General features: G+C 63.5%; 18 protein-coding genes. 5 read left to right on the top strand and 13 right to left on the bottom strand.

The window, feature by feature from the left end; translation table 11 throughout:
- The first annotated feature begins 4 nt into the window (after nt 1–4).
- The 5 genes from ACESY8_RS08760 to ACESY8_RS08740 are packed head-to-tail and all read left to right on the top strand — an operon-like array spanning nt 5 to nt 3,486.
- Nucleotides 5–193 (top strand): Orn/Lys/Arg family decarboxylase, encoded by a 189-nt coding sequence (locus ACESY8_RS08760; protein ID WP_498794706.1) that lies wholly within the window; start codon nt 5–7, stop codon nt 191–193.
- Nucleotides 194–233: 40 nt separating this feature from the next.
- Nucleotides 234–557 (top strand): cyclic-di-AMP receptor, encoded by a 324-nt coding sequence (locus tag ACESY8_RS08755; protein WP_009257112.1) that lies wholly within the window; start codon nt 234–236, stop codon nt 555–557.
- Between the two features lie 6 nt (nt 558–563).
- Nucleotides 564–1,553: a DNA polymerase III subunit gene (locus ACESY8_RS08750; RefSeq protein WP_044938106.1), complete on the top strand. Its 990-nt coding sequence runs from the start codon at nt 564–566 to the stop codon at nt 1,551–1,553.
- 45 nt (nt 1,554–1,598) lie between these two features.
- Entirely contained in the window at nt 1,599–2,876 is a 1,278-nt protein-coding gene (locus ACESY8_RS08745; protein WP_498794704.1) for a PSP1 domain-containing protein, read from the top strand.
- Between the two features lie 58 nt (nt 2,877–2,934).
- Nucleotides 2,935–3,486, top strand: coding sequence for a sugar O-acetyltransferase (locus ACESY8_RS08740; RefSeq protein WP_044938113.1), 552 nt, complete (start codon nt 2,935–2,937; stop codon nt 3,484–3,486).
- Between the two features lie 39 nt (nt 3,487–3,525).
- On the opposite strand, the gene bilS is transcribed toward ACESY8_RS08740, so the two are convergent.
- The 13 genes from bilS to dnaA form a co-directional block, all read right to left on the bottom strand.
- The gene (gene bilS, locus ACESY8_RS08735) at nt 3,526–4,032 is read right to left on the bottom strand and encodes a flavodoxin family protein BilS (protein ID WP_044938117.1); all 507 of its coding nucleotides are present in this window, start codon (nt 4,030–4,032) and stop codon (nt 3,526–3,528) included.
- Between the two features lie 317 nt (nt 4,033–4,349).
- Nucleotides 4,350–4,787: a ribonuclease HI gene (gene rnhA, locus ACESY8_RS08730; protein WP_024723929.1), complete on the bottom strand. Its 438-nt coding sequence runs from the start codon at nt 4,785–4,787 to the stop codon at nt 4,350–4,352.
- A gap of 168 nt (nt 4,788–4,955) precedes the next feature.
- On the bottom strand, nt 4,956–5,219 hold the full coding sequence (locus ACESY8_RS08725; protein WP_070103844.1) for a DUF559 domain-containing protein: 264 nt from the start codon (nt 5,217–5,219) through the stop codon (nt 4,956–4,958).
- A 99-nt stretch (nt 5,220–5,318) separates the two neighbouring features.
- Nucleotides 5,319–5,663, bottom strand: a complete 345-nt coding sequence (locus ACESY8_RS08720; RefSeq protein WP_054338956.1) for an SHOCT domain-containing protein — start codon at nt 5,661–5,663, stop codon at nt 5,319–5,321.
- 3 nt (nt 5,664–5,666) lie between these two features.
- Entirely contained in the window at nt 5,667–8,195 is a 2,529-nt protein-coding gene (gene gyrA / locus ACESY8_RS08715; RefSeq protein WP_055180259.1) for a DNA gyrase subunit A, read from the bottom strand.
- Nucleotides 8,196–8,426: 231 nt separating this feature from the next.
- Nucleotides 8,427–10,370 carry a DNA topoisomerase (ATP-hydrolyzing) subunit B gene (gene gyrB, locus ACESY8_RS08710; protein ID WP_009257121.1) on the bottom strand — a complete coding sequence of 648 codons (1,944 nt, stop codon included), beginning with the start codon at nt 10,368–10,370 and terminating at the stop codon, nt 8,427–8,429.
- 90 nt (nt 10,371–10,460) lie between these two features.
- The gene (remB, locus tag ACESY8_RS08705) at nt 10,461–10,724 is read right to left on the bottom strand and encodes an extracellular matrix regulator RemB (protein ID WP_054338955.1); all 264 of its coding nucleotides are present in this window, start codon (nt 10,722–10,724) and stop codon (nt 10,461–10,463) included.
- Nucleotides 10,725–11,033 carry a hypothetical protein gene (locus tag ACESY8_RS08700; RefSeq protein ID WP_009257122.1) on the bottom strand — a complete coding sequence of 103 codons (309 nt, stop codon included), beginning with the start codon at nt 11,031–11,033 and terminating at the stop codon, nt 10,725–10,727.
- Between the two features lie 95 nt (nt 11,034–11,128).
- Nucleotides 11,129–12,235, bottom strand: a complete 1,107-nt coding sequence (recF, locus tag ACESY8_RS08695; RefSeq protein WP_195306942.1) for a DNA replication/repair protein RecF — start codon at nt 12,233–12,235, stop codon at nt 11,129–11,131.
- Nucleotides 12,232–12,444 carry an RNA-binding S4 domain-containing protein gene (locus ACESY8_RS08690; protein WP_054338954.1) on the bottom strand — a complete coding sequence of 71 codons (213 nt, stop codon included), beginning with the start codon at nt 12,442–12,444 and terminating at the stop codon, nt 12,232–12,234. The genes recF and ACESY8_RS08690 overlap by 4 nt, the downstream gene beginning before the upstream one ends.
- A 14-nt stretch (nt 12,445–12,458) precedes the next feature.
- Complete coding sequence (locus ACESY8_RS08685; protein WP_054338953.1) at nt 12,459–12,884, bottom strand: acyl-CoA thioesterase; 426 nt, start codon at nt 12,882–12,884, stop codon at nt 12,459–12,461.
- 2 nt (nt 12,885–12,886) lie between these two features.
- Entirely contained in the window at nt 12,887–13,999 is a 1,113-nt protein-coding gene (gene dnaN / locus ACESY8_RS08680) for a DNA polymerase III subunit beta (RefSeq protein WP_054338952.1), read from the bottom strand.
- 257 nt (nt 14,000–14,256) lie between these two features.
- Nucleotides 14,257–15,573 carry a chromosomal replication initiator protein DnaA gene (dnaA, locus tag ACESY8_RS08675; protein WP_084462078.1) on the bottom strand — a complete coding sequence of 439 codons (1,317 nt, stop codon included), beginning with the start codon at nt 15,571–15,573 and terminating at the stop codon, nt 14,257–14,259.
- Nucleotides 15,574–16,035 lie beyond the last annotated feature (462 nt).

Below are 16,035 nucleotides of genomic sequence, written 5' to 3'. Positions count from 1 at the left end.
CCGGATTTCCCTCCCCCTGTCCGCCGCGGAGGGACGCATCTGCGCCCAGCAGGTGGCCCCCTATCCCCCCGGGGTACCTGTTTTCGCGCCTGGGGAGCGAATTTGCAAAAAAACTATCGCTTATTTGAAACAAATAGGTTATAATACACTGGAAGACGTTGAGGTTGTTTCCGAACCTGTGTGTGCCTCATAGAATGAGCAAAGGAGCGTCTTTCCTTCAGGAGGGAAAAGCAATGAAACTGATTCTTGCGATTATCAATCACGATGACGCCAACACCGTCACCCAGGCCCTGACCAAGAAGGGCTTCTCCTCCACCAAGCTGGCCACCACCGGCGGCTTTCTGATGGCGGGCAACGTGACCATTCTCATCGGCGTGGACGAGGAGAAGGTGCAGACCGTCATCGACATCATCCGGGAGCATTCCCACAGCCGCAAGCAAATGATCCCCACCACCACCGAGATGAGCTACGGCTACTACCCCTCCATGCCCGTGGAGGTCGTGGTGGGCGGCGCCACCATCTTCGTGGTGGATATCGAGCGGTTTGAGCGGGTCTGAGTCTTTATGAACCTGACCCGGCTGGCGGGCAACGCCCCGCTGAAGCGGCAGCTGGAGCTGGAGACGGCCCGGCGGGGCCTCTCCCACGCGTACATCCTCAGCGGCCCGGCGGGCTCCGGCAAGCGGACCCTGGCGGGCCTGCTGGCCGCCGCCCTGGTGTGCGACCGCCGGGGCGGCGCTTTGCCCTGCCTGTCCTGCGCCGGCTGCCGCAAGGCGGAGGGGGGCATCCACCCCGACATCGTGCGGGTGGGGGACGACGGGAAGGATATCAGCGTGGCCCAGGTGCGCGCCCTCCGCGCCGACGCCTACATCCGGCCCAACGAGGCCGAACGCAAGGTCTACATCCTGGAGAACGCCCAGACCATGAACGCCAGCGCCCAGAACGCCATGCTCAAGCTTCTGGAGGAGGGCCCGGCCTACGCCGCCTTTCTCCTGCTCACCGATAACGCCGCCGCCCTGCTGCCCACAGTGCGCTCCCGGTGTGAGCATCTCCCCCTCTCCCCCGTCACCCAGCGGGAGGCGGAGCTCTGGCTGGACGAGCACTACCCCGACCAGCCCCAGGCGGCCCGGCAGGCCGCCGCCGACCGCTGCGAGGGCCTGCTTGGCCGGGCAGCCGCCGAGCTGGAGGGACAGGCCGCAGGCGACACCCAGGCCCTGGACGGCGCGCTGGAGCTGGTGCGCCGCCTGGACGGCGGTGACGAGCTGGCCCTGCTGGAGCACTGCGTGGCCCTGGAGAAGTGGGACCGGGAGCAGCTGCGCGCCCTGCTGGACGAGGGCGTTCTCCTGCTGCGGGATGCCCTCGTCTGCTCCGCCGGAACCCTGCGGGAGTCCGACCCCCGCCGGCGTGAGGCGGCGGAGCGCGCCGCCCGCGCCCTCTCCCCCCGGCAGCTCACCCAGGCGGTGGGCGTGCTGGAGCGGCTGCGCGCCGCCTGCGGCTCCAATGTGGGGGCCGGGCACCTGGCCGGCTGGCTGGGGGCGGCACTGAGCACCCTATGACCGGGCGGGCCCGACCCCGCCCATACACCTGATGCGGAGGTAATCATGACCGAAATCATCGGCGTCCGCTTCAAAAGCGGAGGCAAACAGTATTATTTTGACCCCAATGGACAGGCCGTGGCCCCCGGTCAGGGGGTCATTATCGAGACCTCCCGCGGCCTGGAGTACGGCGAGTGTACCCAGGGCAACACCATGGTGGAGGACGAGGCGGTGGTACAGCCGCTGCGCCCCCTGGTCCGCCTGGCCACCGAGAAGGATCTGGACACCGTGGCGAAGAACCGTGAGAAGGAAGCGCGGGCCTTTTCCATCTGCCAGGAGAAGATCGCCGCCCATGGCCTGGATATGAAGCTGGTGGAGGTGGAGTACAACTTTGAGGGGAACAAGATCCTCTTTTTCTTCACCTCCGAGGGGCGGGTGGACTTCCGCGCTCTGGTCAAGGATCTGGCTGGGGTATTCCACGCCCGCATTGAGCTGCGGCAGATCGGCGTCCGGGACGAGGCCAAAATGCTGGGCGGCCTAGGCATCTGCGGCAAGCCCTTCTGCTGCGCCACCTTCCTGGACGAGTTTCAGCCGGTGTCCATCAAGATGGCCAAAACCCAGAACCTGTCCCTCAACCCCACCAAGATTTCGGGCACCTGCGGACGGCTCATGTGCTGCCTGAAATACGAGCAGGAGGCCTATGAGGACGCGGTGCGCCGCATGCCCAAGAACGAGTCCTTTGTGGAGACCCCGGAGGGGGTGGGCACCGTCTCTCAGGTCAACCTGCTCAAGGAGACCGTGAAGGTACGGCTGGAGGAGCAGCCCGAGGCCCCCAAGTGTTTCCACAACTGCGAGATCTGCGTGGTCCGCAACGGCAAGGGGAAACTGCCCGAGGGCTATGTGCCCCCTCCCCCGGAAGAGCTGGCCAAGCTGCGCAAGATCACCCCTGCGGAGGAGCCCCGCAGTCTGGTGGGCAGCGTGGATGCCGCCCTCAGCGGCCTGGGCGTCGCCCCCGCCGAGCCGGAGAAGCCCGCCGAGGGAGGGGAGCGCCGCCCCCGCGGCCGGGGCCGCCGGGGCCGGGGCGGGAGCAGGCCGTCCGCCGAGCCCGCCGCCAAAAAGCCCGCCGAGGAGGGCAGGCAGACTCAGCCCCCCAGGCAGAAGCAAAAGGGGGAGCAGCAGCGTCCGCTCCGGCCGGAAAAGCAGCCCAAGGCGCCCGCCGCACCATCCCCGGCCTCCGATGGGACAGCGGCCCCTCCCACCGGTGAGAAAAAGCGCCCCCACCGCCGCCGCTACCGGGGCAAGCCCAAGGGCGACAGGCCCCAAGGCCCGAAACCGGAATCCTGACCGGCATGAGACGGGTGGGCGCTGTATGCGCCCGCCCGTTTGTTTGAGGTGATTTGCTATGACGGAATATCAGAAAATGCTGGGCGGCCAGCTCTACAACGCCCAGGACGGCGAGCTCCAGGCCATGCACCGGACGGCCATGGAGCTCTGCCACGCCCTCAACCAGCTCAACCCCAATCAGAAGGAGGAGGCCCGCGCCCTGCTGCAGCAGCTTCTGGGCCGGACCGGCGAACACTTCACCATCAAATCCACCTTCTGGTGCGACTACGGCCGGCACATCACCATCGGCGAGAACTTCTTCTGCAACTACAACTGCGTGATGCTGGACTGCGCCCCCATCACCTTCGGCGACAACGTCATGGTGGCCCCCAACTGCGGCTTCTACACCGCCGCCCACCCCCTGGACCACACCCTCCGGGACGAGGAGCTGGAGTACGCCAAGCCCATCACCGTGGGGGACAGCGTTTGGATCGGCGGGGGCGTCACCGTTCTGCCCGGCGTCACCATCGGCAGCCGCGCCGTCATCGGCGGGGGCAGCGTGGTGGTCCATGACATTCCCGAGGGGGTTGTGGCCGTCGGCAACCCCTGCCGTCCCATCCGCACCCTTTAAATGCAAAAAAGGAGCTCCGCCATATGGCGGAGCTCTTTTTTATTTGGCCAGCATAGCGGCGGCAAAGGCCCGCGCATCCGCCAGGTCCGTCCCGTCGGGGTGGGACAGGGCCTGGTCATAGGCCCGGAGCATGTTTTCCAGCCGGGCGTCGCCTGGCTTCTCCTTGAGCTGAGTCTCATACCGGGCCCGGACGGCAGGGGGCATCCGCCCCGGACAGAACCAGGTACCCAACACCTGATTTTCCTCCGGCACCTCCGCCCGGAACCGGTCGGAGAGAGAGGCAAAATACATCTCAGACAGGCCAAAACCCGCCGTGCCGAACAGGGCCACCCGCTTCCCGTGGAGTCCCTGCAAAAACTCCTTTACCACCGGGGCACAGGTGCCCTTGTCCGTCCAGGAGCCCACAAAGATCAGCTCCGCCTCCCCCACGTCCCTGGGCAGCGGGCCGAAGGCCACAATCTCATGGCCCTGACATCCCTCGCGGATGGCCTGGGCAGTCTGGGCGGTGTTGCCCGTCTCGCTGGCATATACAATGGCAATTTTCATCATGTCCTCCTCTGAAAAACGGCGGGCGGCCACAAGGGCCGTCCCTGCGGTGGCCGTAACGCAATACGCTGTCCGGGGGGATTGACCCCCAACTGGCGGAAGCCCCGCTTTATTTGCTATGCAAAAGCATCGCAGAATTGGCCATGTGCCCGCTTACAGCGGCACGGCCATGGGATGACAGCGCGTAGGCCGGTACGGCCCACATGCGCAAACACTTCATGTGCCTGAGCCTTTGCACCGTTTCGTGGCGCGCCCTGTGCACATGAAGTGTTATGTACGGCGCAAGCGCCGCCCCGCTAGAGCGGGGCCCCAAGGGCTTATTTATATTTTCTGCTCTCCGCAACCGCCAGCTCGTCACAGCGGTTATTATGGGGATTATCCGCGTGGCCCTTGACCCAGTGGAGACGGACGGTGTGGCGCTCGCACAGCGCGAGAAGCCGCTCCCACAGGTCGGGGTTAAGGGCCGGCTTCTTGTCCGACTTGATCCACCCACGGGCCCTCCAGCCCTTGGCCCAGCCCTTCTGCAGGGCGTCAATGACGTACTTGGAATCGGAGTAGAGCTCCACCTCACAGGGCTCCTTCAGCGCCTCCAAGGCAGTGATGACGCCAGTAAGCTCCATCCGGTTGTTGGTGGTGTGGGGCTCCCCGCCGGAGAGCTCCTTGCGGAACTCCCCGTATTGCAGGATAGCCCCCCACCCCCCGGGGCCCGGATTGCCCGAGCACGCCCCGTCGGTATAGATCGTGACTGTTTTCATAAATCTCCTATGGCCTTCCCCTCGGGAAAGGTGGCACGGTGCAGCCGTGACGGATGAGGGGAACGCCCCTTCAACCGCCAAGTGAACGGCTTTACACACACCTTCAAACTTTCCTTTGATCTCCGTATTTGGAAAGCGCAGAACATTGAGCTTCCACACATCCCGCAACTACCCGGTTTGTGTGAGATCCGCCTTCTGTCTCTCACGCTCATAATGCTGCCCGCCGTCCAGCTCTACAACAAGCCTGACTTTATGGCAGTAAAAATCCACAATATAGGGGCCAAATACCTTTTGCCGGTGGAATGGGACCGGATACGCCCGCAGAAAGTCATACCAAAGATGATTTTCCTCTCTCGCGGCATGTTTCCGAAGCCGCTGCGCAAAGGCGCACGGCGCTTTCTCACCCTGTATGTCGCCCCACCTTCCCCTCATCCGCCCCTGCGGGGCACCTTCCCCCAGGGGAAGGCCTTATTGATCCGCCTGGGCAGAGGAATCCTCCTCCGGTCATGGACAGCGGAAAGAGAGACCCTTTTACAAATCCTCCAGGATGGCCCGCCGCCTCTGGTCGTACTCCTCCTGGGTGATCAATCCCTGTTCGTAGAGGGTCTGGAGTTGACGTAGGCGTTCCTCAAGGCCGCCGCTTTTTTCACCGTTTTCATCCTCTATATGAATTTCTGGTCCCACATAGCCCCTACCGAAGGCCTGATAAAAGTTCATACCGGTGATACCGGCGGCAATGAGGGTCCACAGAATACCGAACAGTCCAAACGTGGGAATGACCAAGAACAGGCCGATGCATACAAAGATGATGCCAACCACGCCGCCAAACACGGCCTGGCTCTTGCTGGGGCGGTAAGTGACGCGTCTGCGGCGCATGGCTTACTCCTCCTCTGTACCAACGGCAGGGGAATCCCCCTCAGCGGCCTCCTCTTCCTCCTCGTGGTCGGTACGGGCGAAGGAGATCACCTTGACCCCCTCCTCCAAATTCATGATCTTGACGCCCTGGGCGGTGCGGCCGTAGGTGGAGATGCCGGCGGCCGCCATGCGGATGATCACGCCGGCATCGTTGATCACCAGCACGTCGTCCCCGTCGCTGACCACCTTGACCCCCACCACTGGACCGGTTTTCTCGGTGACATTATAGCCCTTCAGGCCAAATCCGCCCCGCTTCTGGGGCCCGTCGGCGCGGATATACTCGTCCATGTCGGTGCGCTTGCCGTAGCCGTTTTCGGTGATCATCAACACCTGGTGGTCCCGCTTGGCCCGGGCGGCCCCCACCACGTAGTCGCCGGGGCGCAGGTTGATGCCCCGGACGCCGGCGGCGTCACGGCCCATGCAGCGCACGTCGGTCTCCTTAAAGCAGATGGCCATGCCGTCGTGGGTGACGATCAGGATGGCCTGGTCGCCGTCGGTCTCCCGCACGCAGATGAGCTCATCCCCCTCGTCCAGGGTGATGCAGCGGATGCCCGCCTTGCGTGCAGTGTAGATGGAGGAGAGCTGGATGCGCTTGACGGTGCCGCTGCGGGTGACCATCACCAGATAGCGGTCCTCGGGGAATTCCCGCAGGTGGATCATGGCGGTGACCTTTTCATCCTGCTCGATGGGCAGCACATTGACCAGGTTGGTGCCCCGGGCGGTGCGGCCCGCCTCGGGGATCTGATAGCCCTTTTTGCGGTGGACCCTGCCCTTGTTGGTGAAAAAGAGGATGAAATCGTGGGTGGAGGCGGTGAACACGGTGTCCACATAGTCCTCCTCCTTGGTGGACATGGCGGTAATGCCCTTGCCGCCCCGGCGCTGGGCCTTGTAGGTGGAGGCGGCGGTGCGCTTGATGTAGCCGCCGGCGGTGAGGGTGAAGACGCACTCCTCCTCCTCGATGAGATCCTCGATGTCGATCTCGTCCTCCACGTCCTGGATCTCGGTCACCCGGTCGTCGCCGTACCTGTCCCGGATGGCGGTAAGCTCGTCCTTGAGCACGCCACGGATCTTCTCCTCACTGGAGAGCAGCTCATTGAAGTAGGCGATGCGCGCCTCCAGCTCCTTGTATTCGTTTTGCAGCTTCTCCTTCTCCAGCCCCTGGAGCCGCTTGAGCTGCATGTCCAGGATGGCCTGGGCCTGCACGTCGCTGAGGCCGAAGCGGTTCATCAGGTTCTCCTTGGCGTCGTCGTAGCTCTCCCGGATGGTCTGGATTACCGCGTCAATGTTGTCCTCGGCAATCAGCAGGCCCTCCAGCAGATGGGCCCGCTCCTGGGCCTTGCGCAGATCGTAGCGGGTGCGGCGGACGATGACCTCCTCCTGGAAGGCGATGTACTCGTCCAGGATGTGGCGCAGGGAGAGGATCTTGGGCTGGGGCTGGCCGCCGGACTGCACCAGGGCCAGCATATTGATGGCGAAGGTGGTCTGGAGCTGGGTCTGTGCAAACAGGCGGTTGAGCACCACCTGGGGATTGGCGTCCCGCTTGAGCTCGATGACCACCCGCATGCCGTTGCGGTCGGACTCATCCCGGATGTCGGAGATGCCCTCCAGCCGCTTGTCCTCCACCTGGTCGGCCATATTTTTGATGAGCATGCGCTTGTTGACCTGGTAGGGGATCTCTGTGACGATGATGCGGGTACGGTTGTTGCCGAACTCCTCAAACTCGGTGCGGGCCCGGACGCACACCCGGCCCCGGCCGGTGGCGTAGGCCGCCCGGATGCCGGAGCGGCCCATGATGATCCCCCTGGTGGGGAAGTCGGGGCCCTTCACGTGCTCCATCAGGTCGGACAGCTCCGCCTCCGGGTTGTCCAGCACGCAGATCGTGGCATTGATCACTTCCCGCAGGTTGTGGGGCGGAATATTGGTGGCCATGCCCACGGCGATGCCGGAGGAGCCGTTGACCAGCAGATTGGGGAACCGGGAGGGCAGTACCCGGGGTTCCTTCCGGCTCTCGTCGAAGTTCGGGTCCCAGTCCACCGTGTCCTTCTCGATCTCCCGCAGCATCTCGTCGGAGATCTTGGCCATGCGGGCCTCGGTGTAACGGTAGGCGGCCGGGGGATCGCCGTCGATGGAGCCGAAGTTTCCGTGGCCGTCCACCAGGGGGTAGCGCATGGAGAAATCCTGGGCCAGGCGCACCAGGGCGTCGTACACCGAAGCGTCGCCATGGGGGTGGTAGCGGCCCAGCACGTCGCCCACGCAGGTGGCCGACTTCTTGAAGGGCTTGTCCGCGGTCAGATTATCCTCATACATGGCGTAGAGGATGCGCCGGTGGACCGGCTTCAGGCCGTCCCGCACGTCGGGCAGCGCCCGGCCCACGATGACGCTCATGGCGTACTCGATGTAGCTCTGCTCCATCTCGTGCACCAGATAGGAGGTCTCTATCTTCTGGTCTGGAAACCGGATTTCCTCCGGATCATACTGTGGCTTTTTACTCATGTATCTGCCTCACAATCTTCGTGATAGGGTGGTTCACGGCGGGCGGCCGCAAGGGCCCCCCCCACAAATTGCGGGTGGGCGTTTCGCTGTTCCCGGCGATTTTTTCCTTTGTAGGGGCGGATGCCTTCATCCGCCCATTTTTGTTGCCTGGGCGGCACCGGAACGTCAGGCCGATGTGGGCATCGGCCCCTACGATACGCGTTCCGGCCACGTTGTCCGTTCCCCAATCCCTTAATAGTCCAGGTTGACGGCGTACTTGGCGTTGCGCTCGATGAACTCCTTGCGGGGCTCCACCTTCTCCCCCATGAGGACGGTGAAGGTCTGGTCGGCCCGGACAGCGTCGTCCAGCTCGATGCGCTTGAGGGTGCGCCGCTCCGGGTCCATGGTGGTTTCCCACAGCTCATGGGGGTTCATCTCACCCAGGCCCTTGAACCGGGAGATGTCCACCTTGGCGTTGGGATTGTCCCCCCGCAGCTCGGCGGAGATGGCGTCCCGCTCCTCCTCGGAGAAGGCCAGGCGGGTGGTCTTGCCGCGGCTGAGCTTGAACAGGGGGGGCACGGCGGCGTAGACATAGCCATGCTCAATGAGGGGCCGCATGAAGCGGAAAAAGAAGGTGAGCAGGAGCGTGCGGATGTGGGAGCCGTCCACGTCGGCATCGGCCATGATGATGACCTTGTGGTAGCGCAGCTTCTCCAGATCGAAGTCGTCCCCAATGCCCGCGCCCAGGGCGGTGATGACGGGGGTGAGCTTGTCGTTGCCGTAGACCTTGTCGGCCCGGGCCTTCTCCACGTTGAGCATCTTGCCCCACAGGGGGAGGATGGCCTGGAAGCGGGAGTCCCGGCCCTGGGTGGCCGAGCCGCCGGCGGAGTCGCCCTCGACGATGTAGAGCTCGGTGAGCTCCGGGTTGACCTCGTTGCAGTCCCGCAGCTTGTCCGGCATAGCGGCTCCGCCCAGGGCGGTCTTGCGGCGGATGGACTCGCGGGCCTTGCGGGCGGCCTCCCGGGCCCGGTTGGCCATGAGGGCCTTGTCCAGAATGGCGCGGCCCACCGCCGGGTTCTCCTCCAGATACTCGGAGAGCTTGTCGGTGACAATGTTGTTGACCAGGGTGCGGATCTCGCTGTTGCCCAGCTTGGCCTTGGTCTGGCCCTCGAACTGGGCCTCGGTCAGCTTGACGGAAATGACGCAGGCGATGCCCTCCCGGCAGTCTTCGCCGGATACCTTGTCATCGTCCTTGAGAATCTTCATCTTCTTGCCGTAATTATTGAGCACCGTGGTCAGGGCCCGCTTGAAGCCCTCCTCGTGCATGCCGCCCTCCGGGGTGTGGACGTTGTTGGCGAAGGAGACGATGTTCTCGCTGTACCCGTCGTTGTACTGGAAGGCCACCTCCGCCATGGCGTCGTCCTTCTGTCCCGCCATGTAGACCACATCGGGGTGGACCGGGTCTTTGGACTGGTTGAGGAAGGACACAAACTCCCGGATGCCGCCGGCGTAGTGCATGGTGTCCTCCTGCTCCCGGCCGGGGCGCTCATCAATGGTATGAATTTTCAGTCCGGCGTTGAGGAAGGCCTCCTCCCGCATGCGGGTGTGGAGGGTGTCGTAGCTGTACTCGGTGATCTCAAACATCTCGGGGTCGGGCTTGAACACCACCTCGGTGCCGTGGCGGTCGGTGTCCCCCACCACCTGCATGGGCTGGGTCACCTTGCCCCGGGAGAACTTCATCTCGTAGACCTTGCCCTCCTTGTGAACCCGCACTTCCAGCCACTCGGACAGGGCGTTGACCACGCTGGCGCCCACGCCATGGAGGCCGCCGGACACCTTATAGCCGCCGCCGCCGAATTTGCCGCCGGCGTGGAGGATCGTAAACACCACCTCCAGGGCGGGCAGGCCGGTCTGGGGCTGGATATCCACGGGAATCCCGCGGCCGTTGTCGATAACGGTGATGATGTCCCCCTCTCCGATTTTGACGGTAATCTCGTCGCAGTAGCCGGCCAGGGCCTCGTCGATGGAGTTGTCCACGATCTCGTACACCAGGTGGTGCAGGCCGCTCTCCGACGTGGAGCCGATATACATGCCAGGGCGCTTGCGGACGGCCTCCAGGCCCTCCAGCACCTGGATCTCAGAGCCGCCGTACTCGTGCTCCACCTGGGTAGTGCTGTTCTCGAATTCTTCAGACATTTGAAAACCTCCATTGGGATATCCGGGCGGCCAGGGGCCGCCCCAGCGGCCCCGCCGCAGGAGCCGCCTCCGGCGGCCCGTTTGGGTTGTTTATTCGAAGCTGTTGTTCTCCGCCCGCCGGAGCAGCGTGGCGGTGGACAACTGGGAGAGATAGACGGTGGCCTCCCCGCCCGCCGGGCGGCAGAGGACGAAGGACTTTGGCAGATCCTCCGCCACGTTGACCACCCGGCCGGCCTGCTCGGCCCGCTCCAGAAACCTGCGGGTCAGGTGGGAGGCGCTGGTGTTGTCCAGATCAAATAGGGCGAGCACGTCCCGGTAGGGTACCACAACGCCCTGGCCCAGATGCAGATACATTCAGCGAGCCCCCTTATCCTTTACCACCCGCGGGCCCCACAGCCGTTTCCACAGCCGCCAGCCCGCCAACAGGCCCAGAAGGGCAAACAGCGCCGGCAATCCCGGCACAAAGAGCAGTTGGGTCAGCGGAGACTGGTCGGACTCCCAAACTCCGGCCCGCCCCACAGCCACCGCAGCCGTCAGCGCGACGGCCGCCGCCGGGGGAAGCAGCTTCCACCAACGCCGCCGGGTCAGCCGGCACACCAGATATTCTGCAATCAGCCCCGCCAGAAAGGGCAGCGCACAAAAGATACCGATAATAATGGGCATATGCTTCTCCTTGGATGCGTCCATGTGTGGAATGAAGGATTGCACGGGCCGCCGTTATCCCGCCCTATATGGGCAGGGGGTACGGACACCTTCCCCTATGGCTTCAGCGCCCCGCCGTGAATGTGGAAGACCTTCCCCTCCTCCAGCCCCTCCAGCCGGGCGTCCTCACAGCAGGTGATGAACACCTGCCCGCCGTTGATGCGCCGGAGCACGAACTCCTGCCGCCGGGCGTCCAGTTCGCTGAGCACATCGTCCAGCAGCAGCACCGGCCACTCGCCGGTCTCCTGATAAAAGATCTCCCGGGAGGCCAGCTTGAGGGACAGCGCCGCGGTGCGGGTCTGCCCCTGGGAGGCGAAGGTCTTGGCGCTCATGCCGTTCAGCTCCACGGTGAGATCGTCCTTGTGGGGGCCGGAGAGGCACTGGCGGGACTCCAGCTCCGCCTTCCGGTGGCTCTCCTGATGGGCCAAAAGCTGGGGGAGGATACTCCGGGGGCTGTCCTCCGGGTCGGTGACGGTGGATACCGTCTCATAGGCCAGGCCCAGCTCCTCCCGCCCGCCGGAAAAGTCCAGATGGATGGGGGGTGTCACCTCCCGCAGGCGCTTGACGAAGTGGGCCCGGTAGTGGATCAGCAGGGCCCCGGTCTGGGCCATGCGCAGGTTGAACTCGTCCAGGGTGTCCAGCAGGGAGGGGTGCTCCTCCCAGTCCCGGAGTATGCGGACCTTATGCTCGTAAAGGCGGCGATACTCCGCCAGGGCCTCGGCGTACTTGGGCCGGAGCTGGCAGATACACCCGTCCAGGAAGCGCCGCCGGGTAGCCGCTCCCTCCCGGATGAGGTAGAGGTCCTCCGGGCAGAAGAGCACGGTGTTGAGCACGCCGGACAGCTCCCCGGCGGACTTGAGGCGCACCCCGTTGGAGTAGAGCTGCCGCCGCACCCCCCGGCCCAGACGGGCCTCCAGGGTGAAGTCCCGCCCACGGGCGGATACCTCCGCCTTCACAAAAGCATGGTCCACGCCGAACTGGATGAGCTCCCGGTCGTACCGGGCCCGGTGGGAGGAGGCGGTGGACAGATAGGCCACCGCCTCCAGCAGATTGGTCTTTCCCTGGGCGTTCTCGCCGTAGATGACGTTGACCTCCGGGGAAAAACGGGCGTCAAGGTGGACGTAGTTGCGAAAAAAATCCAGGGCAATGGAGTGGACAATCATACCACTTTCAGTGTCACGCCGTCCAGCAAAACGGTGTCGCCGGGGCGGATTTTCCGGCCCCGCATGGTGCAGATCTCGCCATTGACCAGCACCTCGCCGTCCTGTATACGCTCCTTGGCCTCCCCGCCGGTGCCCGTCAGCCCCTCAAACTTGAGCAGGGCGTCCAGCTTGATGAATTCCGTGGTGATTTTGACTTGCCGTTGTTCCATAGTTCGTTCCTCTCTCAGTCAGGGGTGGTGAGGGCCTCCAGCAGCCGGTAGACCTCCGGCAGGGCCTTTTTCAGCGCCACCGGCCGGCCCTTGGCCCGGTCATAGAAGAAGTGGCCGGAGGTGCCCTCCGCCTTCAGCTCCCCGGTGGACGCCTCCCGCATCTCGTAGCCCAGCTCCAGCTTGGCCGGGGACAGGCGACGGATGGATACCGTGATGGCCAGCTCCTCGCCGAAGCGGGTCATGGCCCGGTATTTGCAGGAAATGTCCGTCAGGGCGAAGTCGATGCCCGCCTCCACCGCCCTGGCGTAGGGGAAGCCGAGCTGATCCATAAAATCGGTGCGGGCCTCCTCCATCCAGCGGACGTAATTGCCGTGCCAGATGATGCTCATGCCGTCGGTCTCGTAGAACTGGGGCCGGCGAAGGTAGGGCTTGATCTCCATGCTCACTCGCCCGCCTTCAGCCGCACGGGCAGCACCATGTAGAGGAAGTTCTCCTCCCCCTCGGTGGGCAGGATGACGCAGGGGGACACGCCGGTGGTCAGCTCCAGCCGCACCTTGTCCGCCGGGGCGGCCTTGAGGGCGTCCATCAGGTACTTGTTGTTGAAGCCGATCTCCAGTCCGCCGCCGTCGCCGCTGAGGGGACACTCGTCGTAGGCGTCGCCGATGGCGGTCTTGGTGGAGATCTTCAGCAGATTGCTGTCAAATACGCAGCGCAGGGGACTTTTCAGCTTGTCGCTGATGATGAGGGACACGCGGTCGATGGAGGAGAGCAGGGCGCGGGTCTCCCCCTCCACATGAATGGTGTTGTTGCGGGGGATGGCCTGGCGGTAGGCCAGGAATTCGCCCTCCAGCCGGCGGGACACCAGCATGGTGTCCCCCACCTTGAACATCACGTGGCGGGCGCCCTGGGTGACGGAGGCCGGCTCGTCCACGTCGCTGCAAATTTTTTCCACTTCGGACAGGGCCGCGCCGGGCACTACGAAAGAGAAGGTCTCCGCTCCCTCCTTCTTGTCGATGGACTCGTGGCGGAGGGCCAGGCGGTAGCCGTCCACCGACACGATGGTCAGCCCCTCGCTGTCCACCTCAAACAGGGAGCCGGTGTGGATGGGGCGGCTTTCGTTGTCGCTGACGGCGAAAAGGGTTTGGCTGATCATGGCTTTTAGCCTGGATTGCGGTAGAATCAGGGAATTTTGGTATTCTACGGTGGGCAGCTCGGGGAATTCTTCCGGATCGGTGCCCAGAATGTTGAATTCGCTCATACCACACTTGATGTTGACCATATAGTTTTCTGATTGAAAGGTGACGATGTCGTCGGGCAGCTTGCGGACAATTTCACCAAACAGGCGTGCGCCCAGCACCAGAGTGCCTTCCTCCCGGATGTCGGCAGGGACAATGGTGCGGATGCCGGTCTCCAGGTTGTAGCCGGTGAGGCGGAGGTCGCTGCCGGCCTCCAGCAGAATCCCTTCCAGAGCGGGAATGGAGCTTTTGGGAGATACTGCTCTGGATGTGGTGGAGATGGCGGCCTGTAGCAGAGCTTTTTCGCAGGAAAATTTCATGATTGGTGACCTCCATTTTGTAGTGAGTGTGCGTGGATCCCCGGAGAAAGGGGAGAATGAGATCGTAATAGTAAGTCGTAGGGGAAAATGATGTGGAAAAACGGCGGAACCCGTTGCGGGGGAAGGGATCCCGTTTCCACAGGGGGTGGGGATGTTTTTGTCGCCTTTCCACCGATGAGGACGAAGGGACGGGTTTTTCCACACAGGGTTGTCCACATCTTCACAAAACGCCGTGGAAATGTGGACAGAACGGTCGATTATTCGTAGCGGGCGTTGATGTTGGCGTTGATGTCCTTGATGACCTCGGCAATCTCCGGGTTGGTTTTGGTCAGCTTCTCGATTCGGTCAATGGAGTGCATGACGGTGGTGTGGTCGCGGCCTTCGAACTCCTTGCCGATCTCCTTGAGGGAGAGGTTGGTCATGCGGCGGATCTGGTACATGGCGATCTGCCGGGCCAGGGCGGTGTCCTTGGTGCGGCCCTGCCCCCGGAGGGCGTCGGCGTCGATGTTGTAGAACTTGCTCACCTCGTCGATGATGATGTCCGGCGAGGGCAGGAAGTCGGCCTTGTCCTTGAACATGTCCCGCACCGCCCGGGTGACGGTGTCCACGTCCACGCTCTCCCCCATCAGCTCCTGGAAGGCGAGGATTTTGTTGACCGTGCCCTCGATCTGCCGCACGTTGGAGGTGATGTTCTCCGCGATATACTGGAGCACCGGGTCGGGCAGGTTCATGCCGCGCCGGATGGCCTTGTTTTTGATGATGGCTACCCGGGTCTCGTAGTCGGGGGGCTGGATGTCCACGGGCAGGCCCCATTCAAACCGGGTGCGCAGCCGGTCGTCCAGCCGCAGCATCTCTTTGGGCGGCCGGTCGGCGGTGAACACGATCTGTCGGCCCGCTTCGTACAGGGTGTTGAAGGTGTGAAACATCTCCTCCTGGGTGGACTCGCGGCCGGCAATGAACTGCACGTCGTCCATGAGGAATACATCCGCCGAGCGGTACTTCTCCCGGAATTCGGGGTTGCGCCCCTCACGGATGGCCTGGATGAGCTCGTTGGTGAAGGAGTCGCCCTTAATATAGACGATCCGGTAGTCCGGGTGGTTCTGGTGGATCTTGTGGGCGATGGCGTACAGCAGGTGGGTCTTGCCCAGGCCGGACTCGCCGTAGATGAACAGGGGGTTGTAGGTCTGGGCGGGCCGCTCGGCCACCGCCTGGGCCGCCGCGTGGGCGAATTTGTTGGACGCGCCCACCACGAACCGCTCAAAGGTGTACTCCTCGGTGCCCGGCAGAAAGACATCGTCGGTTTTTTTCTTGCCGAAGTCCTCCAGCTCGCCCTCTCCCAGGACTACCACCTCGAAGTCGGCGGAGAAGAGCTCGTGGAGCGCCTTTTGGATCACGGGCAGATAGCGGGCCACAATGATGTCCCGCTTGAAGTTGGAGGGGGTGTGGAGCACAAACCGGTTGGCGTCCAGCGCCACGGGGGTGGCGTCGTCAAACCAGGTGTTGATCGTGGTGGCGGTCATATCCCCCTCCATGAGGGAGAGCACCTTGGGCCAGATATCGGCCGGGAAATTCACGGAAAGACCACCTCTTTCGGAAAATATCAATAGCACTTTATTATACCAAAAAATTGCCTTAAAAGCAACGTATACTACTAAAAAAAGAATCTCTTTTTTCGAAGATTTTTCCACCGGGCCGGGATCGGCGCTGCTTCCCCGTTACCTGCTTGGGACTGGGGGCTACGGCCCCGGAACCCCATGGAGCCGGGCGGCGGTACGTTGTACGATGGCGGCAAGACTTGAAGGCGGTTGCGGCCCGTATCGGCCGGCGCGTGTCGATGCTTTGCCTGACGGCCCCCGGCTGATTACCCACCCAATTTGGCGGTATGTGCGCTGTACTTGCCTGGGTAACGCCGCCCCGGACTGCGGTGCGCCGGAAATGCCGCCGGGCTCCGCCCGGCCTGGTTTTTACCTCTATGGCCTCTTAGCTCCCCTATGCGCCTACCCTCCGCGCTTCTGCGTAGTGGGGGCCCTTGTGGC

The organism is Clostridium sp. ATCC BAA-442, assembly GCF_964239415.1.
Classification (GTDB): domain Bacteria; phylum Bacillota; class Clostridia; order Oscillospirales; family Oscillospiraceae; genus Flavonifractor; species Flavonifractor plautii.
The sequence above is the reverse complement of the archived record's forward strand: the minus strand, read 5'-3'. Positions and strand labels throughout refer to the sequence as shown.

Excerpts from the sequence above, each read along its gene's own strand:
- gyrA (WP_055180259.1), bottom strand. The coding sequence starts at position 8,195 with ATGAGTAAAAAGCCACAGTATGATCCGGAGGAAATCCGGTTTCCAGAC.
- gyrB (WP_009257121.1), bottom strand. The coding sequence starts at position 10,370 with ATGTCTGAAGAATTCGAGAACAGCACTACCCAGGTGGAGCACGAGTAC.
- ACESY8_RS08700 (WP_009257122.1), bottom strand. The coding sequence starts at position 11,033 with ATGCCCATTATTATCGGTATCTTTTGTGCGCTGCCCTTTCTGGCGGGG.
- remB (WP_054338955.1), bottom strand. The coding sequence starts at position 10,724 with ATGTATCTGCATCTGGGCCAGGGCGTTGTGGTACCCTACCGGGACGTG.
- dnaN (WP_054338952.1), bottom strand. The coding sequence starts at position 13,999 with ATGAAATTTTCCTGCGAAAAAGCTCTGCTACAGGCCGCCATCTCCACC.
- ACESY8_RS08750 (WP_044938106.1), top strand. The coding sequence starts at position 564 with ATGAACCTGACCCGGCTGGCGGGCAACGCCCCGCTGAAGCGGCAGCTG.
- ACESY8_RS08725 (WP_070103844.1), bottom strand. The coding sequence starts at position 5,219 with ATGAGGGGAAGGTGGGGCGACATACAGGGTGAGAAAGCGCCGTGCGCC.
- rnhA (WP_024723929.1), bottom strand. The coding sequence starts at position 4,787 with ATGAAAACAGTCACGATCTATACCGACGGGGCGTGCTCGGGCAATCCG.
- ACESY8_RS08745 (WP_498794704.1), top strand. The coding sequence starts at position 1,599 with ATGACCGAAATCATCGGCGTCCGCTTCAAAAGCGGAGGCAAACAGTAT.
- ACESY8_RS08720 (WP_054338956.1), bottom strand. The coding sequence starts at position 5,663 with ATGCGCCGCAGACGCGTCACTTACCGCCCCAGCAAGAGCCAGGCCGTG.
- ACESY8_RS08690 (WP_054338954.1), bottom strand. The coding sequence starts at position 12,444 with ATGGAACAACGGCAAGTCAAAATCACCACGGAATTCATCAAGCTGGAC.
- ACESY8_RS08755 (WP_009257112.1), top strand. The coding sequence starts at position 234 with ATGAAACTGATTCTTGCGATTATCAATCACGATGACGCCAACACCGTC.
- recF (WP_195306942.1), bottom strand. The coding sequence starts at position 12,235 with ATGATTGTCCACTCCATTGCCCTGGATTTTTTTCGCAACTACGTCCAC.
- bilS (WP_044938117.1), bottom strand. The coding sequence starts at position 4,032 with ATGAAAATTGCCATTGTATATGCCAGCGAGACGGGCAACACCGCCCAG.
- ACESY8_RS08685 (WP_054338953.1), bottom strand. The coding sequence starts at position 12,884 with ATGGAGATCAAGCCCTACCTTCGCCGGCCCCAGTTCTACGAGACCGAC.
- ACESY8_RS08740 (WP_044938113.1), top strand. The coding sequence starts at position 2,935 with ATGACGGAATATCAGAAAATGCTGGGCGGCCAGCTCTACAACGCCCAG.